This window comes from uncultured Amnibacterium sp. (assembly GCF_964250715.1).
Classification (GTDB): domain Bacteria; phylum Actinomycetota; class Actinomycetes; order Actinomycetales; family Microbacteriaceae; genus Amnibacterium.
Window position 1 is genome coordinate 123264 of sequence record NZ_CAXUGX010000004.1, and the last position, 25579, is coordinate 148842.

Consider the following 25579-nt stretch of genomic DNA (forward strand, 5'->3'; position numbering starts at 1 on the left):
GACCTCGACGTCGAGCGGCCACCTCGGCAGCCCAGGTGGCCCACTCCCGGAGCCCGTCACACGCGTGGCTTACAGTGGACGACCGAGGTGAGCACCGTGACGACCCCCGACCATGCGCCGTCCCCGGCGACCATCGCGCCGCGAGCGCGTGGTCCGGTGCACGTCGATGCGCAGCCGTGGGGCCGCGTCGACGAGCAGGGCGTGGTGTTCGTGCGCGACGGCGACACCGAGCGGCAGGTCGGCGAATACCCGGACGCTCCGGCGGCGGAGGCGCTCGCCTACTACGAGCGCAAGTACACCGATCTCGCGGCCCAGGTCGGGCTGCTGGAGCAGCGCGCCCGCGGTGGCGCACCGACCGCCGACATCGCGCGCGCAGTCGCCCGACTGCACGAGGCGCTGCAGAGTCCCGCAGCGGTCGGCGACCTGGACGCGCTCCGCGCGCGGGTGACCGCGCTCGGCGGCACCGTCGAGCAGCTGACGGCGCAGCAGAGCGAGGCGCACAAGGCCGAGGTCGAGGCGGCGCGAGCCGAGCGCGAGGCGATCGTGGTGGAGGCCGAGACGATGGCCGCCCGCGACCCGGCGACGGTGCAGTGGAAAGCGACCACGACTGCGATGGACGCCCTGTTCGCGCGCTGGCAGCAGTCCCAGCGCAGCACCGCTCGCATTCCGAAGGGTGAGGCGAACGATCTGTGGAAGCGGTTCCGCGCCGCGAGATCGACGGTCGACGGTCAGCGGCGCGCCTTCTTCTCCGAGCTGGATTCGACTCAGAAGGATGCCCGCGGGGTCAAGGAGCGGCTCGTCGAGCGCGCCGAAGCGCTGGTGGGCTCACCGGACGATCCGATCGGCGTCTACCGGCAGCTGCTGGAGGAGTGGAAGCAGGCCGGCCGAGCAGGACGCAAGGCGGACGACGCGCTCTGGGCGCGGTTCCGTGCCGCCGGCGACGCCCTCTACGCCGCCAAGTCCGCGGCGCAGAGCATGCAGGACGCGGAATACGGCGACAACCTGGCAGCCAAGCAGGCCCTGCTGACGGAGGCGGAGGTACTGCTCACCTCCACTGACGCCCCCGCGGCACGATCCACGTTGGCGGACGTCCAGCGCCGGTGGGACGCGGCGGGTCGGGTTCCGCGAGAGCAGATCCGCAGCATCGAGGACCGGCTGCGCCGGGTGGAGCAGTACGTGAAGAACCTCGAGCAGGAGCACTGGCGTCGCTCCAACCCCGAGACGAAGGCACGCTCGGAGGGGCTCGCCGCGCAGTTGACCGCCGCAATCGAGCGGCTCGAAGCCGACCTGGCTGCGGCCCACGCCGCGGGCGATCGTAAGGCGATCAAGGAGGCGGAAGACGCCCTGGCCGCCCGCCGCATCTGGCTGGACGCCCTGGGCGGGTAAGGCTCCCTCCACAGGCAGCCGACCGGGTCGCGTTGTCCACAGGTACCGCCGCAGCGATCGACACCGATCGTCGTCGTGGCACCGTGCCGGCATGCGCCTGCCACCCGTCATCGACCCTGCGGAGTTCGCTCCGGCCGAGCTCAGCGCGCTGCAGCTCGACGGAGACTGCTTCAGCCTGGGCGACTGCCTGGTGGCCGTCGATCAGCCCGTCGATGCGGCGACGCGCGCGGCGACGATCGCCGTGACCGTCCGTCCCGGGCTGGTCGCCGAACGGCGCACCGCGGCCTGGGTTCACGGCGCGACGTGGCTGCTCCAACGGCCGCTGCAGTGCAGCATCGACCGGTCGCAGGGCAGGCGGACGGTCCCCGCGGGCAGGGACGTGCGCGAGGTCCGGTTCGCACCGCAGGACGTGCAGGTAATCGGCGGCGTGACCGTGACGACGCCGCTGCGCACGGCCATCGACCTGGCCCGCCTGGAGCCCGACCACCCCGACATCGACCGCATGATCCGCACGCTGCTGCGCATGGCGGGTGTGGCCGGCGGCGAGGCGTCGGCGCTCCTGCACGAGCGGGGCCCGATGCCCCACAAGCGCCGCGGCGTCGACCGCCTGGCTTCCCTTGCGCTCGACCCGAACCGGCCGGCGCTCTTCTAGCCGGCGGAGACCCGGTACACGTCGTAGACCGCCTCGACCCGACGGACCGCGTTGAGCACCCGGTCGAGGTGGGTGGTGTCGCCCATCTCGAACACGAACCGGCTGAGCGCCAGGCGGTTGCTGGAGGTCGACACCGTCGCGGAGAGGATGTTGACGTGATGCTCGGACAGCACCCGCGTGACGTCCGACAGCAGGCCCCCGCGGTCGAGCGCCTCCACCTGGATCTGCACCAGGAAGACGCTGCGCGAGGTGGGCGCCCACTCGACCTCGATCATGCGCTCCGGCTCCGTCAGCAGCGAGGACACGTTGGTGCAGTCGGTGCGGTGCACCGAGACCCCGGAGCCACGGGTGACGAACCCGACGATCTCGTCGCCCGGCACCGGCGTGCAGCATTTGGCGAGCTTGATCAGGATGTCCGGTGCACCACGCACGAGCACACCGGAGTCGCTCGACCGCAGCGCGCGCGGGCGCACGGTCGTCGACTCGAACTCGGGCTCGTCCGCCTCCTGGGTGCCCTGCACCGCGGCGAGCACCCGCTCGATCACGGACTGCGTGGACACGTGCCCCTCGCCGAGCGCGGCGTACAGTGCGGAGACGTCCTCATACCGCATCCCCGTGGCGATGCCGACCAGCACGTCCTGCGTCATCAGCTTCTGCAGCGGCAGGTTCTGCTTGCGCATCGCTCGAGCGATGGCGTCCTTGCCCTGCTCGATCGCCTCGTCGCGGCGCTCCTTGGTGAACCACTGCCGGATCTTCGTCCGCGCCCGCGGACTCTGCACGAACTGCAGCCAGTCCTTGCTCGGCCCCGAGTCCGGATTCTTCGAGGTGAAGACCTCCACGACATCGCCGGAGGTGAGCGCGCTCTCCAGCGGCACGAGCCGCCCGTTGACCTTGGCGCCCATGGTGCGGTGCCCGACGTCGGTGTGCACGGCGTACGCGAAGTCCACCGGCGTGGCACCGGAGGGCAGCCCGATCACCTTGCCCTTGGGCGTGAAGACGTAGACCTCCTTCGCGCCGATCTCGAAGCGCAGGCTGTCCAGGAACTCGCCGGGGTCGGCGGTCTCGGACTCCCAGTCGGAGAGGTGCGCCAGCCACGCCATCTCGGCGTCGTCGACCGGATCGGTGGAGCCGGAGGCGCCCGCCTGCTCCTTGTACTTCCAGTGCGCGGCGACTCCGAATTCGGCACGCTGGTGCATCTCGGTGGTACGGATCTGGATCTCGACCGGCCGCCCCTCCGGCCCTAGCACGGTCGTGTGCAGCGACTGGTAGAGGTTGAACTTGGGGGTCGCGATGTAGTCCTTGAAGCGGCCCGGCACCGGGGTCCAGCGGGCGTGGATCGCCCCGAGTACGGCGTAGCAGTCGCGCAGGGAGTCCATCAGCACCCGGATGCCGACCAGGTCGTAGATCTCGTCGAACTCGCGGCCGCGCACGACCATCTTCTGGTAGATCGAGTAGTACTGCTTCGGCCGGCCGACCACCCGACCGCGCAGCTTCGCGGCCTTCAGGTCGTCGGTGATCGCGCTCGTCACCTCTTGGACGATCTCCTCGCGCTTCGGCGTCCGGCGGCGGACCAGCGACTCGATCTCCAGGTAGAGCTTGGGGTAGAGCACGGCGAACGAGAGGTCCTCCAGCTCCAGCTTGATGGTCTGGATGCCGAGCCGGTGGGCCAGTGGCGCGTAGATCTCGAGGGTCTCCTTGGCCTTGCGCTGCGCGCTCTCGGCCGGCATGAAGCCCCAGGTGCGCGCGTTGTGCAGGCGGTCGGCCAGCTTGATGATGAGCACGCGCACGTCCTTCGACATGGCGATGACCATCTTGCGCACGGTCTCCGCCTGCGCGGAATCGCCGTACTTCAGCTTGTCCAGCTTGGTGACGCCGTCGACCAGCATCGCCACCTCGTCGCCGAAGTCGGCGCGCAGCTGGTCGAGCGTGTAGTCGGTGTCCTCGACGGTGTCGTGCAGCAGTGCCGCCGCGATGCCGCGTGGCCCGATCCCCAGGTCGGCGAGGATCTGCGAGACGGCCAGCGGATGGGTGATGTACGGCTCGCCGCTGCGGCGCACCTGCCCGGTGTGGGCGATGTCGGCGGCGATGTGCGCCCGCTCGATGACGGACAGGTCGGCCTTCGGATGGTGCGTCCGCACGGTGCGGATCAGGGTCTCCAGCGCACCGACCGGCTGTGCCCGGGAGAACAGTCGCGGCACCCGGCGGCGCAACGACGCGGTGGTCGGGGTCTGCGTCTCGCTCACCGGTCTCCTTCTTCGGGTTGCTCAACCACGAGCAGCCGCGGAATCTTCCACGGCACGGGGCGGGCGCACAGGCGATCGATCGGCTCAGCCTTCGGTCAGTGCGCGGTCCCGGGTGCGCGCGTCCAGTGTGCGCCGGGTCTCGATGCGGATGCGCGGCTCGGTGCTGCGCAGGTCCGCGTAGAGCGGGGCGGCCAGGAAGATGGTGGAGTACGTCCCTACCACGATGCCGATGAACAGCGCCAGCGAGATGTCGCGCAGTGTGCCGGCACCCAGCAGCAGCGCGCCGATGAACAGGATGGCGGCGATCGGCAGCAGGGCGACGATGGAGGTGTTGATCGACCGCACGAGCGTCTGGTTGACCGCCAGGTTCACGGTCTCGCTGAAGGTCCGCGACCCGCCCGGCCGCCAGCCGTTCGTGTTCTCGCGGATCTTGTCGAACACGACGACGGTGTCATACAGGGAGTAGCCGAGGATCGTCAGGAAGCCGATCACGGCCGCCGGGGTCACCTCGAAACCGACGATCCCGTAGATGCCGGCGGTCAGGATCAGGTCGTGAAAGAGCGCGACGATCGCGGCGACCGACATCTTCCAGGTGCGGAAGTACGCGGCCATCACCAGTGCGACGAGCACCAGGAACACGACCAGGCCGCGCAGCGCGGTCGCGCTGATGTCCGCGCCCCACGTCGCTCCGATGAAGCTCTTGGCGACCGAGCCGACCGGCACGTCGTACGCCTTGGCCAGCGCCTCCTGCACCTGGTCGACCTGCCCGGAGCTCGCCAGCTGGGCCGTCTGGACCTGCAGCGAACTGGTGCCCAGCTGCGCGACGCGCGTCTTGACCACCGGCCCTACCACGGACCGCACCGCGTCGGTCGCCGGATTCTGGTTGAGCGAAGCGGGATTGCGGATCGTGTACTGCGAGCCGCCGGTGAACTCGATGCCGAAGGTGTAGCCACCCCGCAGGACGGGGCCCAGGATGGAGATCAGGATCGCGACGGCCGCGATCAGGTACCACCGCCGGCGCCGACCGACGAAGTCGATCGTTCGCGCGCCGGTGTACAGGTCGTTGCCGAACCGGGTGAAGTCCGCCATCAGTCGCCGCTCCGCTCGATCGAGTCCCGGGCCTTGGGTGGCGGAAGCTGACCTTCGGCCGCCTTGCGTTCGGCGATGGTCTGCCGCCGCTGCGCCTCGCCGCGGCTGCGGGCGACAGCGCCGCCGGCCAGAACCGGGGACCGGAACTGGCCGCGCCCGCGGTAGACGGCGCCGAGCGCCGCGGGGTCCAGGCCGCTCAGCCGGTGGCCGCCCGCGAAGAACGGCACACGGGTCAACAGCTGCAGCACGGGATGGGTGAAGAGGCCGACCACGACGACGTCGATCAGGGTCGTGATGCCGAGCGTGAGCGCGAAGCCACGGACGTCGCTGACCGACAGGATGAACAGCGTCGAGGCCGCCAGAAAGTTGACCGCGTCCGAGGCCAGCACGGTGCGGATCGCGCGACGCCAGCCGTTCTCGACGGCCGAGGACAGCGCGCGACCCTCGCGCAACTCGTCCCGGATGCGTTCGAAGTAGACGATGAAGGAGTCGGCCGTGATGCCGATCGAGACGATCAACCCGGCGACGCCGGCCAGCGACAGGCGATAGCCCTCGCGCCAGGAGAGGAAGTCGATCACCAGGTAGGTCAGCACCGACGACATCAGCAGCGAGCCGATCGTGACGAGCCCGAGCAGCCGGTACTGGAACAGCGAGTAGCCGACCACGAGTAGCAGACCGATCAGGCCGGCGATCAGGCCGCTGAGCAGCTGTGCCGAACCGAGCGTCGCCGAGATGGTGTTGATGCTCTGCACCCGGAAGCTGATGGGCAGCGAGCCGAACTGCAGCTGGTTCGCGAGGGCCTTCGACGAATCGGCGGTGAAGTTGCCGCTGATCTCGGCCTGCCCGTTCTCGATCGCCGAATTGGTCTGCGGGGCCGATACGACCTTGCCGTCCAGCAGGATCGCGAACTGGTTCTGCGGCGACTGCAGCGCGACGAGCCGGCTGGTGACCTTGCCGAACTCGGTCGTGCCGGTCGGGTCGAACGCCAGGTTCACCACGTATTCGCCGGTGCTCACTCCCTGACTGGTGGTCGAGACACCACTGGTGGCGGTCTTGATGTGGCTGCCCTGCACCTCGACCGGACCCAGCAGGTACTTGGCGGTGCCCTCCGTGTTGCAGGTGACCAAGGGCTTCGCGGCAGGCTCCGCCGCCGCGCCGACGTCCTGCTTGCAGTTGTAGTTCGTATACAGCGCCTGCAGGTACGGCGTCACCTGGGCCAGGTCGCTGCCGTTGGTCGGTTTGACGCTCGGCGTGGTGGCGAGCGAAGCCGGCGGCGTATACGCCGCCGATCCCTTCGTCCCCGCGCTGGCGGTGGGTGCCTCGCCGGCCACGAGGACGGGACGGAAGTCCATGCGCGCGCTGGACTCGATGTTGTTGCGCGTCTCGTTGCTGAGCGGACCGGGAATCGAGACCACGACGTTGTTGCCCAAGGGTGCGATCTGCGCCTCACCGATGCCGGCGGCATTGACGCGCTGCCGGATGATCGCGACCGACTGGGTCAACTGATCCGAGGTCGGGTTCTTCCCGCCCTGCGGCACCGGCTGCAGGATCACCTCGGTGCCGCCCTGCAGGTCGAGCCCCAACTTCGGTACCAGGCTGACGGCCTTCGTGGCGAACGACGATCCCGGTGCGAGCAGCACGCCGAGCAGGTTCAGCAGAACCAGGACCAGCACGATCGCGCCCAGCCCGACCAGGCCGCGCCTCGCCCTGACCCGTGGGGCCGCCGGTTTCGCCACAGACGCCTTCCTCAGGTTCGCGGGGATCCGCGCCCTGCAGGCGGGACCGCCCGCGGGTCGGGCCGCCTCGCGGGATCGACGCTCGGGCCGGATCGGCCGCGAGCGTCAGCCAGCGTACCTATTCGCCGGACGACCGCTTGGATGCTCGGGCGGGGCGACGCCGTGGCGCCGCGGCGGGCTCCGCCTGCTCGGGGGTGGGCGTGGCCTCGGCGCCACGCTCGCCGACCGTGTGATCGCCGACGGTGCGCTCGCCATACTCGGGAGCGGTGGTGGAGGAGCCCAGCGTGGACGACTCCGTCACGATCGGCTCGCCGTTCAGCTGAGCCGTCCCCGTCGAGCTGCCGACGTGGACATCATGGGAGGAGTTCGCGTCCTGGTCGTCGGCGACCGGGGTGACCACGCGGCCCACGGCCTGCCGGTGGATGGTGAGCTGCGAGGTGGGGCCGGTCTTCAGGACGATCCGGTTCTCCTCCTCGTCAATCGACTCGATGGTGCCGAAGATGCCGCCGGAGGTCATGATCTCGGCACCCGGCTTGAGCGTGCTCGTCAGGGTCGCCTGGTCCCGCTGGCGCTTGCGGCCGTTACGGAACATGAACAGCAGCAGGACCGCCAGGACGACGACGATCAGAATGGTCTGGGTCGGCATGCGCGTGAGCCTTTCAGCCGATGGGGCTTCTCAGCCGGGGGGCCGATCGAACACGGGGTATCCCGGTCGATCGGATCAAATTTCTACGATACCTCGTCGTCGAACAGCGGCGGCGCGACAGCGGTACCGCCGGGCTCCAGGCCAGCGTGGCGCCAGGCCGCCGGCGTCGCGCGGCGGCCCTTCGGTGTGCGGGCGATGAAGCCGTTGCGCACCAGGAACGGCTCGACCACGAACTCGATCGTCTCGGGCTCCTCCCCCACCGTCGCCGCGAGCGTGCCGAGCCCGACCGGACCGCCGCCGAACCGCGTCAGGATCGTCGTGAGCACCGCGCGGTCCAATCGGTCGAGCCCCAGCGGGTCGACGTCGTACAGCTGCAGCGTGGCGCGCACCGCCGCCTCGTCCACCCGCGTGCCGTGCACCGTGGACCAGTCGCGCACCCGTCGCAGCAGCCGATTGGCGATGCGCGGCGTGCCGCGGCTGCGGCCCGCCAGCTCGGCCACGGCCGCGCGGTCGGCGTCGAGTCCGAGCAGCCCGGCCGCCCGCATCAGCACCTGCTCCAACTCGGCGGAGTCGTAGAACTCCAGGTGGAAGGTCTGCCCGAACCGGTCGCGCAACGGCCCGGGCAGCAGACCGGAGCGGGTCGTGGCGGCGACCAAAGTGAACGGCGACAGGTCGAGCGGGATGGAGGTGGCGCCCGCGCCCTTGCCCACCATGATGTCGATGCGGAAGTCCTCCATCGCCAGGTACAGCATCTCTTCGGCGCTACGGGCCATGCGGTGGATCTCGTCGATGAACAGCACCTCGCCCGGCACCAGGGAGGACAGCACGGCGGCCAGGTCGCCGGCGTGCTGAATGGCGGGACCGCTCGCCATGCGCAGCGGCCGGCCCGCCTCTTCGGCGACGATCATCGCCAGCGTCGTCTTGCCGAGACCGGGCGGCCCGGCCAGCAGCATGTGATCGGGTGTGCGGTTCTGCATGCGCGCCGCCTGGAGCATCACCTGCAGCTGGGCCCGCACGGTGGTCTGGCCGACGAACTCCGACAGGCGCTTGGGCCGCAGGGCACCCTCGACGGCCAGCTCGGTCTCGGACTCCACCTGCGGCCGCACGACGGAGTCGGTCACCGCGTCGCCGCGGACGGAGTCGGTCATCGCGTGGCCGCGGCCTGGGGCCCGAGCTCGGCCAGGGCGGCGCGCAGCAGCACGGCGGTGGCCGCCTCGTCCGGCCGGTCGGCCAGCACCGCATCGAGCGCCGCCTGAGCCGCGCGCTCGGGGTAGCCGAGGCCGACCAGGGCGGCCAGCACGTCCGCGCCCCGGGCCGCCGTCGCCGTGCGGGGCAGCGCCGCCTGGACGGCCGTCAGCTTGCCGGCGAGCGACAGGACGATGAGCTTGGCGGTCTTGGGGCCGATGCCGGAGACCCGCCGGAAGACCGCATCCTGCTCGGCCGCGACCGCCCCGGCGATCTCGGCCGGCTGCAGGGCGGCCAGCACGCCCAGCGCCGACTTGGGACCGACTCCGGTCACTCCGCGCAGCAGGTCGAAGACGGCCAACTGCTCCGGTGTCTCGAAGCCGAACAGCGACAGGTCGTCCTCGCGCACCACGAGTGCCGTGTGCACGAGCACCGTGTCGCCGTGGCGCACCCGCAGGGCGTGGTCGGGCGTGACCGCCACCGCGTAGCCGACACCGTTGACCTCGAGCACGAGCGTGCCTGCGATCGCCTGCAGCACGGTTCCACGGAGCGAAGCGATCACGACCAGAAGGCTAGGCGGCGGCGGCGACAGCGGGAGGGCGGGAGCCGGCGGGTCGCAGGTCCGTTCGAAGAAATGAGGGGCCGGACCTGCGGGCGATCAGACGAGCGGCCAGCGGGTCCCTACGCTGCGCCGCACCTGCAGCTCGACGATCTCCGCCTGGGTCCAGGCCGCCTCGGCCGCCGCCGCCGCGATCGTGCGCGCGGTCGCGTCGTCGCCCGCGGTGAAGCGCACGGTCGCGGTCGGTCGGCCCTTCGCGAGCCCGACCGACGAGGCCTCGACGGTGGTCCGCGCGGACACGGCTGCCGCCGCCGTCGGCAGCAGGGCCTGTGCGTCGCCGCCGGGATGCACGCGTCCGACGGTCAGCACGGCGCGGTAGGACGGCATCAGCGACTCCGCGCGGCGCGCTCGGCCTGGCGCCACACCCGCTGGGCCGGGGTCTCGGGCCCGTCGGCGGACGGGACGGTCATCGCGGACCGCCACGCGTGGCAGATCGCGATCGCGAGCGCGTCGGCCGCGTCCGCGGGGCGGGGCGCCTCGGTCAGGCCCAGCACGCGGGTCACCATGGCGGTCACCTGCCGCTTGTCGGCGGCGCCGTAGCCGGTGATGGCCGCCTTCACCTCGCTGGGCGTATGCAGGCCCACCGACAGGCCGCGCTCGGCCGCCAGGTGGAGCGCGATCCCGCTGATCTGCGCGATCCCCATCACCGTGTGCAGGTTGTGCTGGGCGAACACGCGCTCGATCGCGAAGGCTGCGGGGACGTGCTCGTCGAGCACCGCCGCGAGCCCGCGGCCGAGCGCGAGCAGGCGCTGCTCCAGGGGCTGCTCCGGCGAGGTGCGCAGCACCGCCACATGCACCAGCCGAGCGGAGCGGTCGGCGGCGACGTCCACCACGCCGATGCCGCAGCGGGTCAGGCCGGGATCGATGCCGACGACCCGCATCAGTCCTCGTCGAGGGCGGAGGCCACCTCGTCGGTCAGGTCGAAGTTGGCGAAGACGTTCTGCACGTCGTCCAGGTCCTCCAGCGCGTCGACCAGGCGCACGAGCTTGCGGGCGGTCTCGACGTCGGGGATCTCGACACTGAGGCCCGGCACGAACTCCGCGTCCGCCGACTCGTAGTCGATGCCCGCGGCCTGCAGCGCCGTGCGGGCCGCGACCAGCTCCGCCGCCTCGGTGACGACCTCGAACTCCTCGCCGTGGTCCGCGACGTCCTCGACTCCGGAGTCGAGCACCGCGATCAGCACGTCGTCCTCCGAGAGGCCGTCCACCTTCGCGACCCGGATGACGCCCTTGCGGCTGAAGTTGTACTGGACCGATCCCGGGTCGGCCATCGTGCCGCCGTTGCGGGTCATCGCCGTCCGCACGTCGGCCGCGGCGCGGTTGCGGTTGTCGGTGAGGCACTCGATCAGCAGGGCCACGCCGTGCGGGCCGTACCCCTCGTACATGATCGTGTCGTAGTTGATCGTCTCGCCGGTCAGGCCGGCACCGCGCTTGACCGCCCGGTCGATGTTCTCGTTCGGCACCGAGGTCTTCTTGGCCCGCTGCACCGCGTCGACCAGGGTCGGGTTGCCCGAGAGGTCGGCGCCGCCCATCTTGGCCGCCACCTCGATGTTCTTGATCAGCTTGGCGAACGACTTGGCGCGACGGCCGTCGACGACCGCCTTCTTGTGCTTGGTGGTCGCCCACTTGGAATGCCCGGACATGCGCGCCCCCTTCCCGTACTCGTTTCCGTGGTCGTGGAAATCCGCAGCGATTCTAAGACTGGGGTCGGACGGCTCCCGGCACCCGGTCGGTCAGCTTGATACCGGAGGCGCGCAGCTCGAGCGCGGCGAGGCGCTGGATCACCTCGATGTCGCCGCGACGCCACGCCGTGACGGCGTTCGGGTCGACCCGCGCGACGGCAGCGGCCGGCTGATTCGCCAGCGCCCGGAAGGCGAGCAGGTCGAGGTCGGGCGAGCGCCGCGCCAGTCGGGCGAGGATGCCGCGCTTGATCGCACCGACCAGACGCGGACGCACCCAGCCCACCAGCACCAGGAGCAGCACCAGCAGGGCCACGGTCCACCCGACGAGCGTCGCCAACCGCTCGATGCCCTCCTGCCAGTTCGATCCGGCCTGGGCGAGCGTCGTCCCGGCGTTCCCGGCCGCATCGAACGGCGCCTTGATCCCACTGCCGATCAGGGGGACGCCACCCAATTGCCGACCGATGTCGCCCATGGTCTTGGAGAAGTCCGAACCGGACGACTCCACGTTGGCGCCGACCTGCTTCAGGGCGTCGATTGCGTTGTGCAGCGTGACGCCGAGCACGATGCCGACCACCACGACGAGGATCGCGACGACGTCCCCGACGATCTGGTAGGTCCGCGACGCGCCGAAATCCGAGTACCACTTCATGCGGCCCCATCCTCCCCGCCCGCGCCTGCACGGCGGGGAACCGCGGCGCGATTCAGAGGCGGGCGGCGACCGTGTCGAGGAAGGCGCGGTGGAAGCGCAGTTCGCCCGTGATCTCGGGGTGGAACGAGGTGCCCAGCAGCGCGCCCTGCCGCACCGCGACGACCCGACCGTCCGTCAGGTGGGCGATCGGCGTCGCGGCCGGCCCGACGGAGTCGACGACGGGGGCGCGGATGAAGGCGGCGTGCACCGGCGGTCCCTCGAACCCGTCGACCAGGACGTCCGTCTCGAAGGAGTCGACCTGGCCGCCGAATGCATTGCGCCGCACGGACACGTCCAGGCCGCCGAAACTCTGCTGGCCTGGCCCGGCGTCGACTACGCGGTCAGCCAGCAGGATCAGGCCGGCGCAGGTGCCGTAGGCCGGCAGGCCGCCCGCGAGCTTGGCCTTGAGCGGCTCGGCCAATCCGAAGTTGCGTGCCAGCTTGTCGATGACCGTGGACTCGCCGCCCGGCAGGACGAGACCGTCGACCTGGTCGAGCTCCTGCTCACGCCGGACCGGGATAGCGACGGCGCCGAGCTCCGTCAGCACCGCCAGGTGCTCGCGGAAGTCGCCCTGCAGGGCGAGCACCCCGACGCGGGGAGCGCCTACCAACCGCGGTCGGCCAACCGGTGCGGTGCGGGGACGTCCGACACGTTGATGCCGACCATCGCCTCGCCGAGGCCACGGGATGCGGCCGCGATCGCGTCGGGGTCGTCGTAGAAGGTGGTCGCCTTGACGATGGCCTCGGCGCGGCGTGCGGGGTCGCCGGATTTGAAGATGCCGGAGCCGACGAAGACGCCGTCGGCGCCCAGCTGCATCATCATCGCCGCGTCGGCCGGCGTGGCCACGCCGCCGGCGGTGAACAGAACGACGGGAAGTGCACCGCGAGCGGCGACCTCGGCGACCAGCTCGTAGGGGGCCTGCAGCTCCTTCGCCGAGACGTACAGCTCGTCGGGCTTCTTGGCCGACAGGGCGGCGATCTCGCCGAGGATCGTGCGGATGTGCCGGGTCGCCTCGGAGACGTCGCCGGTGCCGGCCTCGCCCTTGGAGCGGATCATCGCGGCACCCTCGGTGATGCGCCGTAGCGCCTCGCCCAGGCTGGTCGCACCGCACACGAAGGGCACCGTGTAGCCCCACTTGTCGATGTGGTTGGCGTAGTCGGCAGGCGACAGCACCTCGGACTCGTCGATGTAGTCGACGCCCAGGGACTGCAGCACCTGCGCCTCGACGAAGTGACCGATGCGGGCCTTGGCCATCACCGGGATGGACACCGCGTCGACGATGCCGGCGATCAGGTCGGGATCGCTCATTCGGGCGACGCCGCCCTGGGCCCGGATGTCGGCGGGCACGCGCTCCAGTGCCATGACGGCGACCGCACCGGCCTGCTCCGCGATCTTGGCCTGCTCCACCGTGACCACGTCCATGATGACGCCGCCCTTGAGCATCTCGGCCAGCCCGCGCTTGACGCGGCCCGTCCCGGTGGTGGGCGTTGCAGGAGTCTGGATCGTGTCAGTCACGTGAGGTCCTCGTTCATCGGCTGCGATGCCGCACCCGGCGTCGCGCGGCGAACGCCCAAGTGTACGGCGCATCTGCGTGCCCCCCGGGTCCGATGCACCTGTCTCGCTCCTCTGCCCGGGTACGCGGTCAGGCGGGCCAGGCGGCGGCGAGAGAAGCGCGGGTGTCGCCCAGCAGCGTCGGCAGCGCCTTGGTGCCGGCGATGATTGGGAAGAAGTTGGCGTCGGCGTCCCAGCGCGGCACCACGTGCTGGTGCAGGTGGTCGGCCACTCCGGCGCCGGCGATGCGCCCCTGGTTCATGCCCAGGTTGAATCCGTCGCACCGCGAGTCGGCGCGCAGCACCCGCATCGCGGTCTGCGTGAGCAACGCGATCTCGGCCACCTCATCGGTGGTGGCGTCGTCGTACAGCGACACATGCCGATAGGGGCACACGAGCAGGTGACCGGAGTTGTAGGGAAACAGGTTCAGCAGCACGTAGGCGTGCGTACCCCGCGCGACGATCAGCGCGTCCTCGTCGCTGCGGGTCGGCGCGACGCAGAACGGGCAGGAGTCGTCCGGCTCCTGCAGGTGGTTCGTCTGGATGTACGCCATCCGATGCGGCACCCACAGGCGCTGGTAGGCGTCCGGCACGCCCGCGGCCCCGGACACGCCCGGCACGCCGTCGAACTCGTGCGGCGAGTAGGCCCCGCTCCCCTGCGTCACACCGCTCCGGCGTCTGGGGCCCCCGCGGCCGGTTCCGACGCGACGCGCAGCGACGTGGCGGCCGTGCCCGTGGGGACAGCGCCGGGCGTGCCTGCGAGCACCAGCTCGACGTCGGTGGTCACCTGTAGGCGGTCGCGGATCGACCCCGTGATCAGGGCGATGGCGTCGTCGATCGGCACGCCGTTGCGGGTTGAGCCGTCCCGGAACCGGAAGCTGACGGTCCCGCCGGCGCGATCGTCGGCGCCCGCGATCAGCGTGAACGGCACCTTCTGCACGTAGGCGGTGCGGATCTTCTTCTGCATCCGGTCGTCGGAGTCATCGACCTCGGCCCGCACATCCGCGGACCGCAGCGTGTCGACGATGCCGTGCAGGTACGACGAGAACTCGTCCGCCACCGGCACCGCGATCACCTGCACCGGCGCCAGCCAGACGGGGAAGGCGCCCGCGTAATGCTCCAGCAGCACCGCGAAGAACCGCTCGATGGAGCCGAACAGCGCCCGGTGGATCATCACCGGCCGCTGTTTCGATCCATCCGGACCGGTGTACTCCAGCTCGAAGCGCTGCGGCTGGTCGAAGTCCAGCTGGATGGTGGACATCTGCCAGGTACGCCCGATCGCGTCCCGCGCCTGCACCGAGATCTTCGGCCCGTAGAACGCCGCGCCGCCCGGGTCCGGGACCAGCTCGAGGCCCGACTCCTCCGCCACCTCGCGAAGCGTGGCCGTCGCGGTCTGCCAGATCTCGTCATTCCCGGCGAACTTCGGGCTGTCGTCGCGCGTGGAGAGCTCCAGGTAGAAGTCGTCCAGGCCGTAGTCGCGCAGCAGGGCGAAGACGAAGTTCAGCGTGCGGGTCAGTTCCACCTTCACCTGGTCGGGCGTCACGTAGATGTGGGCGTCGTCCTGGGTCATGCCGCGCACGCGGGTGAGCCCCGTGAGCGTTCCCGACTTCTCGTAGCGGTAGACCGAGCCGAACTCGAACAGGCGCAGGGGCAGCTCGCGGTAGCTGCGCCCTCGCGACCGGAAGATCAGGTTGTGGAACGGGCAGTTCATCGGCTTCAGGTAGTAGTCCTGGCCGGCCCGTGTCACGTGCCCGTCGGCGTCGGTCTCCTCGTCCAGGTGCATCGGCGGGAACATGCCGTCGGCGAACCACTGCAGGTGCCCGGAGGTCTGGAAGAGGTTGGCCTTGGTGATGTGCGGCGAGTTGACGAAGGAGTAGCCGGCCTCGGCGTGCCGCCGGCGCGAGTAGTTCTCCATCTCCTGCCGGACGATGCCGCCCTTCGGATGGAAGACCGCGAGCCCGGAGCCGATCTCGTCGGGGAAGCTGAACAGATCGAGTTCGGCGCCCAGCTTGCGGTGATCGCGCTTGGCCGCCTGCTCGACACGGTCCTGATAGGCACGCAGTTCGTCCTTGGTGGGCCAGGCGGTGCCGTAGATGCGCTGCAACTGCGGATTCTTCTCCGAGCCGCGCCAGTACGCGGCGGCCGTGCGGGTCAGTGCCCAGCCGCCCCGGATCGGGCCCAGGTTCGGCAGGTGGGGTCCGCGGCACAGGTCGCGCCAGACCACCTCGCCGGTCTTGGGGTCGACGTTCTCGTACACGGTCAACTCGGCCCCGCCGACCTCGACGGCCTCGTCGGCGCCGGCGCTTTGCAGCCGGTCGGCCGCGCCGCCCTTCAACCCGATCAGCTCCAGCTTGTACGGCTCGGCCGCGAAGAGCTCGCGCGCCTCGTCCTCGGCGACGACTCGGCGCACGAACCGCTGCCCGGCGCGCTGGATGCGCTCCATCTCCTTCGTGAAGACCTTCAGGTCGTCGGGCGTGAAGGGCTGCGCGACATCGAAGTCGAAGTAGAAGCCGTCGGTGATCGGCGGCCCGATGCCGAGTCGTGCCTGCGGGTCGACCCGCTGCACGGCCTGCGCCAGCAGGTGCGCGGTGGAGTGGCGCAGGATCGCGAGCCCGTCCGGCGACTCGATGGGCACCGGCTGCACCTGCGCACCGTCGGGCAGGGCGCGATCCAGGTCCCACAGCTCGCCGTCCACCCGCACGGCGATCACGGCGCGGTCCTCGCCGAACAGGGTGCGCCCCGTCGTCGCCTCCGGCCCCTCGCCGGCAGCGGCGGAGATGGTGGGAGAGACGGTCACGACAGCACTCCTGACGAGAGGATTCGGGCGGTCCTCACTGTATCGCCGCCCCTCCGACGGCCTCCCGGGCCTGCAAGGGCCGCGGGTGACGCGGAACCGCACCGAGGACACGCACCTGGAGGCCTTCCGCGTTTGCGCCTGTCAGCGGCCGGACCTACGGTGACAGCGACGTAGGGGTGATGCGCATGGCTGAAGGCAGCTCCGGTCGACTCCCGGTGCGCGTGGCGCTGGAACTGCCGGCCGAGCAGCAGGCCGGCGTGCACGCCGACTTCGCCCGGGTCTGGCATACACGCGAGACCGTCGTGCTCGACTTCGCGGCCGTCAAGCAGCCGGCGCGACCCACCGCGAACCCGGAGAACGGCGAGGTCGACCACGCCGTGCTCGAGTCGCGGGTGACTGCCCGCATCCGCCTGCCCGCCGAGCAGATCTTTCCGCTGATCCAGGCGCTGCGGGCGCAGAGCGACCAGTGGCTGGCCGAGACGGGACGCGTCGAGCCGCCCGAGAACTGGTTCCCAAACGGTCAGGATTCTCCGTCATAATCGGCCGTCGACCGGAGGGACCCCCATGCAGAAGACGATCGCCGACACCGTTGATCTCACCGTCCTCCCCGCCCCGTCGGAACTCGTGTACGACCTCTCCGATCCGCTCGGCCAGGTGTTCGAGTTCGATACCGACCTGATGGTGGCAGTGGCCTGAGCCGCAGGCGTCATCCCCCGAAGACGGGGGCGTGTCGCCCGGTCCTGCTCCCAGCGAGCGGCCCTCGCCGTACTCATACTCCAGGTCTGAGGACACTCCCGGGCAGGAGGAACGATGCAGTTCGAGGTACCTGGTGGCACAGCGCTCATGTTCAGCGGACCGGACGGCGAGTTGCTCGCCACCCCGATGACCGCGCCGATCCCCAGAGTCATCGGCGTGGAGTAAGCGGAGTTCAGCAGTCCGACGGCGACTCGGCATTGGCGCGGGCGAACGCCGCGGACGCAGCGCCGATCTTGCCGGTGGCCTGCGTGACGAGCGAGGCCGCCCGCCCGAAGTCGAAGCCGCCGGCGGCCGCGACCGCCTGCCGCAGGTCGTCGATCGCCTGACCGGCGTCGGCGAGTACCTCCGATTGATCGTCGCGCTGCTTCTGGAACTCGGCGATGCAGTGCTTGGCTTCCGCCAGCTGGGTCGCCTGCGACTGCACCTGCCGCTCCAGCGCGGCGATCCGCTGATTCGCTCCGCGCGCAGCCGCGCTCACCTGCGCGGCGCGGCCGAAGCCGACGACGGTAGCGATCGCGAGCACGACGACGGCGACCGCCAACACCAGGGCGAGCGTCCGCCAGAACTGCGACGGGCGACCCGAGGGACCTGGAAGCGGAATCGGCGCGGTGGTCACTCGGTCGTAGGTCACGCCCCCAGCCTGACCGGCGGGTCCCGCCCGGACAACCCAATCGGCACGGCCCGTCCTGCTCTGGCGACCCGACCGGCCTTCAGATCATTCCCGTCTGCCCGTACGTCGAAGTGGGACCACCGAAAGTCGGCATCGAGGGGGCAAGGTGCGTCGGTGGCGAGTAAAGACGATGTGACGCTGGAGCGGTGGCGCCACATTACGGAGTGGCCGCTCACCGCGCTGGCTGTGATCTTCCTGATCGCCTACGCCGTGACGGTCATCGAAAACCTGCCTGCCAGGGAGACCCTTCCCGACGACATCATGAACGCGATCTGGGCGTGCTTCGTCATCGACTACGTCGTCAGCTTGGTGCTCGCCCGACCACGGCGCCGATGGTTCCTGACCCATGTGCACGAGTTGATCATCGTCGCGCTTCCGGTGCTCCGGCCGCTGCGGCTTCTTCGTCTGATTTCCGTGGTTCGAGTGCTGCACCGGGGCAGCGTGCTCGCGTTCCGAGGACGCGTCGCCGTCTACGTCGTGATCACGACGGTTCTCCTCGTCCTCGTTGCGGGGCTCGCGGTTCTCGACGCCGAGCAGAATGCGCCCGGCTCGAATATCCGATCCTTCGGAGACGCGGTCTGGTGGGCGTTCACCACCGTGACGACAGTCGGATACGGCGACTACTACCCGGTGACGCTGATGGGGCGTCTGGTCGCCGTGGGCCTGATGGCGGCCGGCGTCGCGTTGCTCGGTACCGTGACCGCGCTGCTGGCCTCCTGGTTCGTGGAGCAGGTGCGATCCGCAAGCGAACTCGCGAACTCAGCCACGGGGGACGACGGAATGAACGAGCCATCGAGGTCGGATTCGAACCAGTAAGTCGTGCGACACCCCGCACTGTCAGGGATTACTCTCGGTGGGCGATACTGGGTTCGAACCAGTGACCTCTTCCGTGTCAGGGAAGCGCGCTACCACTGCGCCAATCGCCCGAGCCGGCCGGCGTCTTGCGACACGACCAGGTCGAGGTGGGGACGGGATTCGAACCCGCGTAAACGGCTTTGCAGGCCGGTGCCTCGCCTCTCGGCCACCCCACCGGACGCGCACGGATGCGCTCCGGGGAGAAACCGTAGCCGGACCGCCAGGGTCCAGCAGGTCCCACCGAGCGGATGACGAGATTCGAACTCGCGACCCTCACCTTGGCAAGGTGATGCGCTACCACTGCGCCACATCCGCATCGCCCTCGCGGGCATCCCCGACTGTAGCCGATGCGCGAGGAGGCTGTCGATGCGGTCGGAGGGCCGTGTGGCGCCTGTGGCATCATGGTCGCTCGACGGGCGATTGGCGCAGTTGGTAGCGCGCTTCCTTCACACGGAAGAGGTCATCAGTTCGAGTCTGGTATCGCCCACGTCGTCTGCGCTACGGTGCGGCGCCATCCCGCCCTGTCCCTCCGGGTCGCCCAGCGCACCGAAGCTGGGGCGGTTCGGGTACGGCGTCGAGTTCTGAGGTCGGGGCACCTGGGAGTCCAGTCGCAGCCGGCCGTCCGGGCCGAGGTTCGCGATGACCAGGCGCGGCAGGTACGACCTGGCTTCTCCGCCCGTACCGGGCTGCGGCAGGGCGTCTGCGGACCACACCAGCTCCACGCCGGAGGCGGCGGCAGTCGCCGCGGTCGCGCACGCGGCTCGATAGCCGGAACGGTCGGGGTCGGTCGCGACCAGGCAGGTGTTGCCGTGGATGTCCGTCGCGACCGACACCACGGCGCCGAACTCCGGCACGACGGTCAGACGGCGGACGGAGGCACGGACGAAGTCCGCTCCGGGCGGCGCGCCCACCAGGTCGGACGCGCGCTGTGCACGGTCGACCGAACCGGCGGAACGGATCACGGGCAGCACGTCGATCGCCCGGTCGGCGGCCGGAGCGCGCACCGCGTGGATGAGCCGCTCCCCCGCCACGACTGCCACGAGCAGCAGCACGACCAGTGCGGTCACCTGCAGGGCATGGTTGGTCGGCACAGCGCGCGCCCCCTGAGCCGGTTCACGGCCGCTCATGAGGCGACCCGCAGGGTGACGGAGCCGTCCGGACGCCAGATGGCGACTCGTCGGGGGCCTGCCGGGTCGGTGGTCCACTGCAGTGCCACACCGGACCGATGGAAGTCGCCCGGGGAGACGCAGGCCGCCGAGATGAAGGAGCGACCCGCAAGCAGGCAGACGTTCCCCAGCCGGTTCCTGGCCGCGAACAGCGCCGTCCCGTCCGCCCCGACGGCAGCCAGCCGGTGCACGCTGTCCTGAACGATCTGCGGGTTCAGGATCACCCCGGACGGAACCGCCGAGCCGGACGGCCGCTGCACGATCGAGGGGTCTGCCGTCGCGACCACCGGTGCCGCCACCGCGACGACCGCGCCGTCGCCGGCGCCGGGCTCGAGCAGCCCCACCACCGCTCCCACGCCCAGCCCCGCCGCGACGCAGGCCAATGCGGTCAGCCCCGTGCGCAGCAGGCGGCGGACCGAGCGCCCTCGGGCGGCATCGACATCCGGATCGACGTCGCGTGGGGCCACGTTCTCTGGCGGCGCGTCGACCGGCGGAGGCTCCGTCAGGGCGATGGAGAGCGCCCGCCGGGCCTCGATCCAGTCCCGGTCGTCCTGCGCCTGCAGGTCGCGCAGGCGACCGGCGGCGACCGGGGTGGAGTCGGGGCCGTAGACCTGCCGGCGCAGTGCGAGGGCGGCCGCGCCGGGAGGCGGGGCGCCCGAGGGTCCGGGCTGATCCGGGTGATCGAGCCAGAAGAGGGCGTCCGCAGGGTCATGAGGACCCCGGTAGGCGTCCCGAAAGCGCGTGAGCACCCGCGATCCGGCGGGCATCGCGCGGGGGTCGACCGGCGAGGTCTGCGCCGGTTCGACTGCCACCTGCTCAGTATCGGCCCGGGTTCCCCGGAACTGCTGTCCCGTCAGCAGGACCAGATCCCGACAGCAGGTCCACTGTCGACCAAGAACCTGCTGACGGGACCCTGTCCTGCTGTTGTGCTCAGGTCGCGGTCGGTCGAATCAGGCGCGGACGGCCGCTGGAGAGTCCTCCAGCGAGTAGCCGCCCTCGCCGTGCACCGAGAGGTCGACGCCGGCCAGCTCCTCTTCGTTCTTGATGCGGAAGCCCATCGTCTTCTCCAGGATGAACCCGAGCAGGGCGGTGCTGAAGAACGAGAACACCGTGACGCTCAGCGCACCCAGGAACTGCGAGCCCAGCTGGGAGAACGAGCCGGTGTCGAGCAGGCCGATGCCGGTGCCGAAGATGCCGATCCACAGGGTGCCGATCCAGCCCCCGACGAAGTGGACGCCGACCACGTCGAGCGAGTCGTCGAAGCCGAAGCGCCATTTCAGGTCGATGGCCAGGGCGCAGACACCGCCGGTGACGAAGCCGAGCGCCATGCCCCAGAACGGCGTGAGGATGTTGCAGGCCGGGGTGATGGCGACGAGCCCGGACACGGCCCCGGACGCGGCACCGATCGAGGTGGCCTTGCCGTCCTTCAGACGCTCCACGAGCAGCCAGCCGAGGGTGGCAGCAGCCGGCGCAGCCAGCGTGTTGATCCAGGCGAGCGCCGCGACACCGTCGACCGCGGCTTCCGATCCGGCGTTGAAGCCGAACCATCCGAACCACAGCAGCGACGCGCCGAGCAGGGTCAGCGGCACGTTGTGCGGCTTGTTGATGCCCTTCTGGAAGCCGATGCGCCGGCCGAGCACGATCGCGAGCGCCAGGCCCGCCGATCCGGCGTTGATGTGCACCGCGGTCCCGCCGGCGAAGTCGTTCACATGCAGCCCGTAGACGATCCAGCCGCCGTCGGTCAGCCCCTTCGCTCCGAGTGAGAAGTTGAACACCCAGCAGGCGACCGGGAAGTAGACGAGCGTCGCCCAGATTCCGGCGAACACCATCCACGTGCCGAAGCGGGCGCGGTCGGCGATCGCACCGGAGATCAGGGCGACGGTGATGATCGCGAACGTGGCCTGGAAGCCCGCGAAGGCGAGCGTGTTCAGGTCGCCGCCGTCCTTGAGCAGCGGGATCAGACCGGCGTTCGAGAACGGATTGCCGATGATGCCCTTGATGGCCCAGGATCCGCCGGTGCTGTCCGGGAAGGCCATCGAGAAGCCGTAGAGGACCCAGAGGACGGCGGTCAGAGCGATGGCGCCGAAGCTCATCATCATCATGCTGATGACGCTGCGGACCTTGACCATGCCGCCGTAGAAGAAGGCGACGCCGGGGGTCATGATGAGGACGAGTGCGGCGGCGACCATCAACCACAGGGAGTTGACGTTGGTGGTGATCGCGTCGGTCGTCGCGTCGAAGATCGGAGTTACGGCCATGAAGACAGACGGACCTCTCTGAGAGTGCGGATCGGTTCCCTTCAGCGGTGCCGCCGGTTCTCTGCTGTGCGCAGCGACTGGTCGCTCAGGGTCGCTGACAGTGTTCCGGCAGGAGGTTTCGCCGCCCGGCCCACCATGTTTCAGGCTGGTTACGGCTGGACCGCCCGCGTTAACATCCGGTTTCGTCGGCCGGTGAACCGGCACGGAGGCAGACCGGACTCGGGCGGCCCGGGCGAGCGGAGCGGTCGAGTGCGGTCAGGCGGACGGGGCCGTCATCGCGATCAATCGCGACGTGGCCCGCAGGTACTTCTTGCGGTAGCCGCCGGCCAGCATGTCGTCGCCGAAGACGCGGTCGAGCGGCAGGCCGCCGGCCACGATGTGCACCTGCGCGTCGTACAGCCGGTCGACCAGCGCCACGAAGCGCAGCGCCTCCGCCTGGCCCGGCAGGGGCGCGACATTGCGGATGCCGGCGACGCGGATGCCCTGCACCAGGCCCACGTAGCGCGCCGGGTGAACGGAGGCGAGGTGCGCGACGAGCGCCTCGAAGTCGTCGACGGTGGTCCCCGCCTCGGCCGGCAGTGCGTCGATCGCGGCGTCGCCCGCGACGAACGCCGCGCCCTCCACCGCCCGCCGCCGGTAGTCGAGCCCCTCGATGCGGATGGTGTGGAACCGGTCGGACAGCCCCTGGATCTCGCGCAGGAAGTCCGCGGCGGCGAAGCGGCCCTCGCCGAGCGCGCCGGGTGGCGTGTTGGAGGTGGCCGCGAATCGGGTGCCGCCCCGCACCAGGTCGCCGAGCAGGCGCGACATCAGCATCGTGTCGCCCGGGTCGTCCAACTCGAACTCGTCGATGGCGAGCAGGGTGGCCCCGGAGAGCAGCCGCACCGCCTCCGCATACCCGAGCGCACCGACCATGGCCGTGTACTCGATGAAGGTGCCGAAGTAGGTGCGCCCCGGAGCGAGCTGCCAGAGCGCGGCGAGCAGGTGCGTCTTGCCGACACCGAAGCCGCCGTCCAAGTAGAGCCCCGGACGCTGCGGCGGCTTCGGGCCGCGCTTGAACAGGCCGCCGGGCTTGGCCGTCCAGTCGGCGGTGAAGGCGCGCACCGCCTCGACCGCCTCGGCCTGCGAGGCGTAGTCCGGGTCGGGCCGGTAGTTGTCGAGCGTCGCCTCGGTGAACTGACGCGGCGGGACGAGGGACGCGGCGATCTGCCGGCCGTCGATCTCGGGCATGCGCCCCGCGATCGTGGCGGGTGCGACCGGGCCGGCGGATCGAACCGTGTCCATCTATGACGCCTCGCGATCGTCCGTCGGATGAGGTGCGTAGGGTCGATGACGTGCAGCCCCATCGGCGCCGGCAAGCCTAACCGGCGCCCGGACCGGCAGAAGAGCCGTCACTGCACCGTGAGGAGCGGCCGGCGCGGACGCGTCGCCGCCGAGAGGAGAGCACCGCCATGCCGGCATCCCGCGACGAATCCGAACGGTTCACCGCCTTCGCCCACCCCGAACGCCTGGTCTCCACCGGGTGGTTGGCGCAGCACCTGGACGACGACGCGCTCGTGATCGTGGAGTCCGACGAAGACGTGCTGCTGTACGAGACGGGCCACATCCCGGGCGCGGTCGACATCGACTGGCACCGCGACCTGAACGATCCGGTGACCCGCGACTACGTGGACGGGGCGGCGTTCGCCTCGCTCGTCGGCGGCCTGGGGATCGGCCGCGACACCACGGTGGTCATCTATGGCGACAAGAACAACTGGTGGGCCGCGTACGCCCTGTGGGTCTTCACGCTGTTCGGACACCCGGACGTGCGCCTGCTCGACGGCGGTCGCGCCAAGTGGCTGGCCGAGGAGCGGCCCGTGACCACCGACCGGCCCTCCCCCTCCGCCGTCGAGTACCCGGTGGTCGAGCGCGACGACGTCACGGTGCGCGCGTTCAAGGACGACGTGCTGGCCCACTTCGGCAAGCCCCTGATCGACGTGCGCAGTGCGCTCGAGTACAGCGGCGAGCGGACCACCGCGCCGGACTACCCGGACGAGTCGGCGCTGCGCGCGGGGCACATCCCCTCCGCGCAGAACGTGCCGTGGGCCAAGGCGGCGGCCGAGGACGGCACCTTCCGCACCCGCGACGAGTTGGAACGCATCTACCAGGACGGCGCTGGGCTGGCGCCGGGGAACGACGTGATCGCCTACTGCCGTATCGGCGAGCGGTCCAGCCACACGTGGTTCGTGCTGACCCACCTGCTCGGGTACGAGAACGTGCGCAACTACGACGGATCCTGGACCGAGTGGGGCAGCGCGGTGCGCGTGCCGATCGCCCGGGGCGCCGAACCGGGCGCGGCACCCGTCGCGGTCGGTTCCGCGAGCTGACCCGGCCACGCCAGGGGCACTGAATCGGTGGGAGACTGACGGACCGATGCCCGAGACTGCCGCGCTGCCCGAGGCGCTCGCCGAGATCCGCGACGAGTTCCTCGCGCTCGGTGAGCGCGACCGCCTGCTGCTGCTGCTGGAGTACGCGGGCGAGTTGCCGCCGCTGCCGGAACGCCTCCAGGACCACCCGGACCTGCTGGAGCGAGTCGAGGAGTGCCAGGCGCCGGTGTTCGTGTTCGCCGAGGTCGAGGACGGACTCGCGCGGCTGAGCGCCCAGGTGCCGATGGAGGCCCCGACGACCCGCGGATTCGCGTCCATGCTCGTGCAGGGGCTGAGTGGGCTGCCGGTGGCGCAGGTGCTGGCTGTGCCCGACGACTTCCCGCAGATGCTGGGGCTCGGGCAGGCGATCTCGCCGCTGCGCCTGCGCGGCATGAGTGCGCTCATCGGCCGGATCAAGCGCCGGCTGCGCACCGCCGCCTGACATGCGGATCGTCCGCGCCGCCCCGGCGCCACTGCTCGAGGTCGACCTGACCGGCGATGAGCTGCTCGCGTGGTTGCGGACGCAGTACGAGCTGCCGGGAAGCACGTGGCTGCGGCTGAACCTGATCTCCGCGATCGGCGGTCAGATCACCGGCCCCTCCGGCGGTTCGGACGAGCTGGCCGACGGCGTGGACCGTCCGCTGCTGCGCCTGCTGCGCGAGTCCGCGGACGTGGTGCTGGTGGGGGCCGCGTCGCTGCGGGCGGGCGGCTACCCGCTGCCGGCCCGTGCTCCGCTGGCCGTGCTGACCGCGAGCGGCGACCTCGGCGGCCACCGCCTGCGCGCCGACCTGGATCCCGCCCGGCTGCTCGTGCTGTGCCCGCCGTCCGCCGTCGACCGGGTGCGGGACACCCTCGGCGTGCCCGGGACGATCGTCCCGATCGCCGGCGACCCGATGGCCGACCCCGGGGCCGCACTGGCCGCCCTGCACGACCGGGGGCTCGGCCGAGTGCTCTGCGAGGGCGGCGGCGGCATCGCCAGCCGCCTGCTCGCGGCAGGCCTCGTGACCGAGTTCTGCCACTCGTCGGCGCCGCTGGTCACCGCTCCCGGCGCGCCCCTGATCACGGGCGACGTCCCCCTGACCACGGCCCGTCTCGACCTGCTGCTGCTGGATGAGACCGACCGCACCTACGCGCGATGGCGCTTCGCGGACCCCGCCTGATCAGCGGATCCCCCCTGATCCGACAGCCCCTGAGCAGACG

The 25579-nt window shown here is 70.7% G+C and carries 26 protein-coding genes and 4 tRNA genes; 9 read left to right on the forward strand and 21 right to left on the reverse strand.

What is annotated here, in order from left to right; translation table 11 throughout:
• Positions 1 to 204: 204 nt before the first annotated feature.
• Positions 205 to 1386: a DUF349 domain-containing protein gene (locus tag ACFE7H_RS05825; protein WP_375400374.1), complete on the forward strand. Its 1182-nt coding sequence runs from the start codon at positions 205 to 207 to the stop codon at positions 1384 to 1386.
• A gap of 91 nt (positions 1387 to 1477) precedes the next feature.
• Positions 1478 to 2038: a hypothetical protein gene (locus ACFE7H_RS05830; protein ID WP_375400276.1), complete on the forward strand. Its 561-nt coding sequence runs from the start codon at positions 1478 to 1480 to the stop codon at positions 2036 to 2038.
• On the opposite strand, the gene ACFE7H_RS05835 is transcribed toward ACFE7H_RS05830, so the two are convergent.
• From ACFE7H_RS05835 to thrS, 14 genes are all read right to left on the reverse strand, one after another.
• The gene (locus tag ACFE7H_RS05835) at positions 2035 to 4281 is read right to left on the reverse strand and encodes a RelA/SpoT family protein (protein ID WP_375400277.1); all 2247 of its coding nucleotides are present in this window, start codon (positions 4279 to 4281) and stop codon (positions 2035 to 2037) included. The genes ACFE7H_RS05830 and ACFE7H_RS05835 overlap by 4 nt on opposite strands.
• 84 nt (positions 4282 to 4365) lie before the next feature.
• Entirely contained in the window at positions 4366 to 5370 is a 1005-nt protein-coding gene (secF, locus tag ACFE7H_RS05840) for a protein translocase subunit SecF (protein WP_375400278.1), read from the reverse strand.
• The gene (gene secD / locus ACFE7H_RS05845; protein ID WP_375400279.1) at positions 5370 to 7106 is read right to left on the reverse strand and encodes a protein translocase subunit SecD; all 1737 of its coding nucleotides are present in this window, start codon (positions 7104 to 7106) and stop codon (positions 5370 to 5372) included. The genes secF and secD overlap by 1 nt, the downstream gene beginning before the upstream one ends.
• 118 nt (positions 7107 to 7224) lie before the next feature.
• Positions 7225 to 7752 (reverse strand): preprotein translocase subunit YajC, encoded by a 528-nt coding sequence (gene yajC, locus ACFE7H_RS05850; protein ID WP_375400280.1) that lies wholly within the window; start codon positions 7750 to 7752, stop codon positions 7225 to 7227.
• Positions 7753 to 7835: 83 nt separating this feature from the next.
• Positions 7836 to 8900 (reverse strand): Holliday junction branch migration DNA helicase RuvB, encoded by a 1065-nt coding sequence (ruvB, locus tag ACFE7H_RS05855; RefSeq protein WP_375400281.1) that lies wholly within the window; start codon positions 8898 to 8900, stop codon positions 7836 to 7838.
• The gene (gene ruvA / locus ACFE7H_RS05860) at positions 8897 to 9499 is read right to left on the reverse strand and encodes a Holliday junction branch migration protein RuvA (protein ID WP_375400282.1); all 603 of its coding nucleotides are present in this window, start codon (positions 9497 to 9499) and stop codon (positions 8897 to 8899) included. Before ruvA ends, ruvB begins: the two co-directional genes overlap by 4 nt.
• 96 nt (positions 9500 to 9595) lie before the next feature.
• Complete coding sequence (locus ACFE7H_RS05865; RefSeq protein ID WP_375400283.1) at positions 9596 to 9883, reverse strand: hypothetical protein; 288 nt, start codon at positions 9881 to 9883, stop codon at positions 9596 to 9598.
• Positions 9883 to 10437, reverse strand: coding sequence for a crossover junction endodeoxyribonuclease RuvC (gene ruvC, locus ACFE7H_RS05870; RefSeq protein WP_375400284.1), 555 nt, complete (start codon positions 10435 to 10437; stop codon positions 9883 to 9885). The genes ACFE7H_RS05865 and ruvC overlap by 1 nt, the downstream gene beginning before the upstream one ends.
• Positions 10437 to 11198 (reverse strand): YebC/PmpR family DNA-binding transcriptional regulator, encoded by a 762-nt coding sequence (locus tag ACFE7H_RS05875; protein ID WP_375400285.1) that lies wholly within the window; start codon positions 11196 to 11198, stop codon positions 10437 to 10439. The genes ruvC and ACFE7H_RS05875 overlap by 1 nt, the downstream gene beginning before the upstream one ends.
• Before the next feature lie 52 nt (positions 11199 to 11250).
• A complete protein-coding gene (locus ACFE7H_RS05880) occupies positions 11251 to 11886 on the reverse strand; it encodes a hypothetical protein (protein ID WP_375400286.1) in 636 nt (211 codons plus the stop codon).
• Between the two features lie 52 nt (positions 11887 to 11938).
• Complete coding sequence (pdxT, locus tag ACFE7H_RS05885) at positions 11939 to 12535, reverse strand: pyridoxal 5'-phosphate synthase glutaminase subunit PdxT (RefSeq protein ID WP_375400287.1); 597 nt, start codon at positions 12533 to 12535, stop codon at positions 11939 to 11941.
• Entirely contained in the window at positions 12529 to 13428 is a 900-nt protein-coding gene (pdxS, locus tag ACFE7H_RS05890) for a pyridoxal 5'-phosphate synthase lyase subunit PdxS (RefSeq protein WP_375400375.1), read from the reverse strand. The genes pdxT and pdxS overlap by 7 nt, the downstream gene beginning before the upstream one ends.
• Before the next feature lie 139 nt (positions 13429 to 13567).
• Positions 13568 to 14095: an HIT domain-containing protein gene (locus ACFE7H_RS05895; RefSeq protein WP_375400376.1), complete on the reverse strand. Its 528-nt coding sequence runs from the start codon at positions 14093 to 14095 to the stop codon at positions 13568 to 13570.
• 41 nt (positions 14096 to 14136) lie between these two features.
• Positions 14137 to 16254, reverse strand: coding sequence for a threonine--tRNA ligase (gene thrS / locus ACFE7H_RS05900; RefSeq protein WP_375400377.1), 2118 nt, complete (start codon positions 16252 to 16254; stop codon positions 14137 to 14139).
• Positions 16255 to 16457: 203 nt separating this feature from the next.
• Here thrS and ACFE7H_RS05905 point away from each other — a divergent pair, with 203 nt between their 5' ends.
• A complete protein-coding gene (locus tag ACFE7H_RS05905; RefSeq protein ID WP_375400288.1) occupies positions 16458 to 16811 on the forward strand; it encodes a DUF3467 domain-containing protein in 354 nt (117 codons plus the stop codon).
• 25 nt (positions 16812 to 16836) lie between these two features.
• Positions 16837 to 16968, forward strand: coding sequence for a hypothetical protein (locus ACFE7H_RS05910; protein ID WP_375400289.1), 132 nt, complete (start codon positions 16837 to 16839; stop codon positions 16966 to 16968).
• A gap of 232 nt (positions 16969 to 17200) precedes the next feature.
• Here the strand turns inward: ACFE7H_RS05910 and ACFE7H_RS05915 are convergent, their stop codons facing one another.
• On the reverse strand, positions 17201 to 17659 hold the full coding sequence (locus ACFE7H_RS05915) for a hypothetical protein (RefSeq protein WP_375400290.1): 459 nt from the start codon (positions 17657 to 17659) through the stop codon (positions 17201 to 17203).
• 153 nt (positions 17660 to 17812) lie between these two features.
• Here ACFE7H_RS05915 and ACFE7H_RS05920 point away from each other — a divergent pair, with 153 nt between their 5' ends.
• On the forward strand, positions 17813 to 18514 hold the full coding sequence (locus tag ACFE7H_RS05920) for a potassium channel family protein (RefSeq protein WP_375400291.1): 702 nt from the start codon (positions 17813 to 17815) through the stop codon (positions 18512 to 18514).
• 38 nt (positions 18515 to 18552) lie between these two features.
• Here the strand turns inward: ACFE7H_RS05920 and ACFE7H_RS05925 are convergent.
• The 3 genes from ACFE7H_RS05925 to ACFE7H_RS05935 form a co-directional block, all read right to left on the reverse strand.
• A tRNA-Val gene (locus ACFE7H_RS05925) sits at positions 18553 to 18624 on the reverse strand.
• Positions 18625 to 18658: 34 nt separating this feature from the next.
• Positions 18659 to 18729, reverse strand: a tRNA-Cys gene (locus ACFE7H_RS05930).
• A gap of 67 nt (positions 18730 to 18796) precedes the next feature.
• A tRNA-Gly gene (locus ACFE7H_RS05935) sits at positions 18797 to 18868 on the reverse strand.
• 99 nt (positions 18869 to 18967) lie between these two features.
• On the opposite strand from ACFE7H_RS05935, the gene ACFE7H_RS05940 reads away from it, so the two are divergent.
• Positions 18968 to 19040 (forward strand) — tRNA-Val (locus ACFE7H_RS05940).
• Positions 19041 to 19676: 636 nt separating this feature from the next.
• On the opposite strand, the gene ACFE7H_RS05945 is transcribed toward ACFE7H_RS05940, so the two are convergent.
• The 3 genes from ACFE7H_RS05945 to zapE form a co-directional block, all read right to left on the reverse strand.
• Positions 19677 to 20531 (reverse strand): hypothetical protein, encoded by an 855-nt coding sequence (locus ACFE7H_RS05945; protein ID WP_375400292.1) that lies wholly within the window; start codon positions 20529 to 20531, stop codon positions 19677 to 19679.
• 138 nt (positions 20532 to 20669) lie between these two features.
• Positions 20670 to 21977, reverse strand: a complete 1308-nt coding sequence (locus ACFE7H_RS05950) for an ammonium transporter (RefSeq protein ID WP_375400293.1) — start codon at positions 21975 to 21977, stop codon at positions 20670 to 20672.
• A gap of 255 nt (positions 21978 to 22232) precedes the next feature.
• Positions 22233 to 23258: a cell division protein ZapE gene (gene zapE, locus ACFE7H_RS05955; RefSeq protein WP_375400294.1), complete on the reverse strand. Its 1026-nt coding sequence runs from the start codon at positions 23256 to 23258 to the stop codon at positions 22233 to 22235.
• Between the two features lie 167 nt (positions 23259 to 23425).
• On the opposite strand from zapE, the gene ACFE7H_RS05960 reads away from it, so the two are divergent.
• From ACFE7H_RS05960 to ACFE7H_RS05970, 3 genes are read left to right on the forward strand one after another with little or no spacing between them, the layout of a single operon-like run.
• Entirely contained in the window at positions 23426 to 24340 is a 915-nt protein-coding gene (locus ACFE7H_RS05960; RefSeq protein WP_375400295.1) for a sulfurtransferase, read from the forward strand.
• A 46-nt stretch (positions 24341 to 24386) separates the two neighbouring features.
• Complete coding sequence (locus ACFE7H_RS05965) at positions 24387 to 24821, forward strand: SufE family protein (RefSeq protein ID WP_375400296.1); 435 nt, start codon at positions 24387 to 24389, stop codon at positions 24819 to 24821.
• Between the two features lies 1 nt (position 24822).
• A complete protein-coding gene (locus ACFE7H_RS05970; protein ID WP_375400297.1) occupies positions 24823 to 25539 on the forward strand; it encodes a dihydrofolate reductase family protein in 717 nt (238 codons plus the stop codon).
• Positions 25540 to 25579 lie beyond the last annotated feature (40 nt).

Excerpts from the sequence above, each read along its gene's own strand:
- ACFE7H_RS05830 (WP_375400276.1), top strand. The coding sequence starts at position 1,478 with ATGCGCCTGCCACCCGTCATCGACCCTGCGGAGTTCGCTCCGGCCGAG.
- secF (WP_375400278.1), bottom strand. The coding sequence starts at position 5,370 with ATGGCGGACTTCACCCGGTTCGGCAACGACCTGTACACCGGCGCGCGA.
- yajC (WP_375400280.1), bottom strand. The coding sequence starts at position 7,752 with ATGCCGACCCAGACCATTCTGATCGTCGTCGTCCTGGCGGTCCTGCTG.
- ruvB (WP_375400281.1), bottom strand. The coding sequence starts at position 8,900 with ATGACCGACTCCGTCCGCGGCGACGCGGTGACCGACTCCGTCGTGCGG.
- ACFE7H_RS05865 (WP_375400283.1), bottom strand. The coding sequence starts at position 9,883 with ATGCCGTCCTACCGCGCCGTGCTGACCGTCGGACGCGTGCATCCCGGC.
- ruvC (WP_375400284.1), bottom strand. The coding sequence starts at position 10,437 with ATGCGGGTCGTCGGCATCGATCCCGGCCTGACCCGCTGCGGCATCGGC.
- ACFE7H_RS05875 (WP_375400285.1), bottom strand. The coding sequence starts at position 11,198 with ATGTCCGGGCATTCCAAGTGGGCGACCACCAAGCACAAGAAGGCGGTC.
- ACFE7H_RS05880 (WP_375400286.1), bottom strand. The coding sequence starts at position 11,886 with ATGAAGTGGTACTCGGATTTCGGCGCGTCGCGGACCTACCAGATCGTC.
- ACFE7H_RS05905 (WP_375400288.1), top strand. The coding sequence starts at position 16,458 with ATGGCTGAAGGCAGCTCCGGTCGACTCCCGGTGCGCGTGGCGCTGGAA.
- ACFE7H_RS05910 (WP_375400289.1), top strand. The coding sequence starts at position 16,837 with ATGCAGAAGACGATCGCCGACACCGTTGATCTCACCGTCCTCCCCGCC.
- ACFE7H_RS05950 (WP_375400293.1), bottom strand. The coding sequence starts at position 21,977 with ATGGCCGTAACTCCGATCTTCGACGCGACGACCGACGCGATCACCACC.
- zapE (WP_375400294.1), bottom strand. The coding sequence starts at position 23,258 with ATGGACACGGTTCGATCCGCCGGCCCGGTCGCACCCGCCACGATCGCG.
- ACFE7H_RS05960 (WP_375400295.1), top strand. The coding sequence starts at position 23,426 with ATGCCGGCATCCCGCGACGAATCCGAACGGTTCACCGCCTTCGCCCAC.
- ACFE7H_RS05965 (WP_375400296.1), top strand. The coding sequence starts at position 24,387 with ATGCCCGAGACTGCCGCGCTGCCCGAGGCGCTCGCCGAGATCCGCGAC.
- ACFE7H_RS05970 (WP_375400297.1), top strand. The coding sequence starts at position 24,823 with ATGCGGATCGTCCGCGCCGCCCCGGCGCCACTGCTCGAGGTCGACCTG.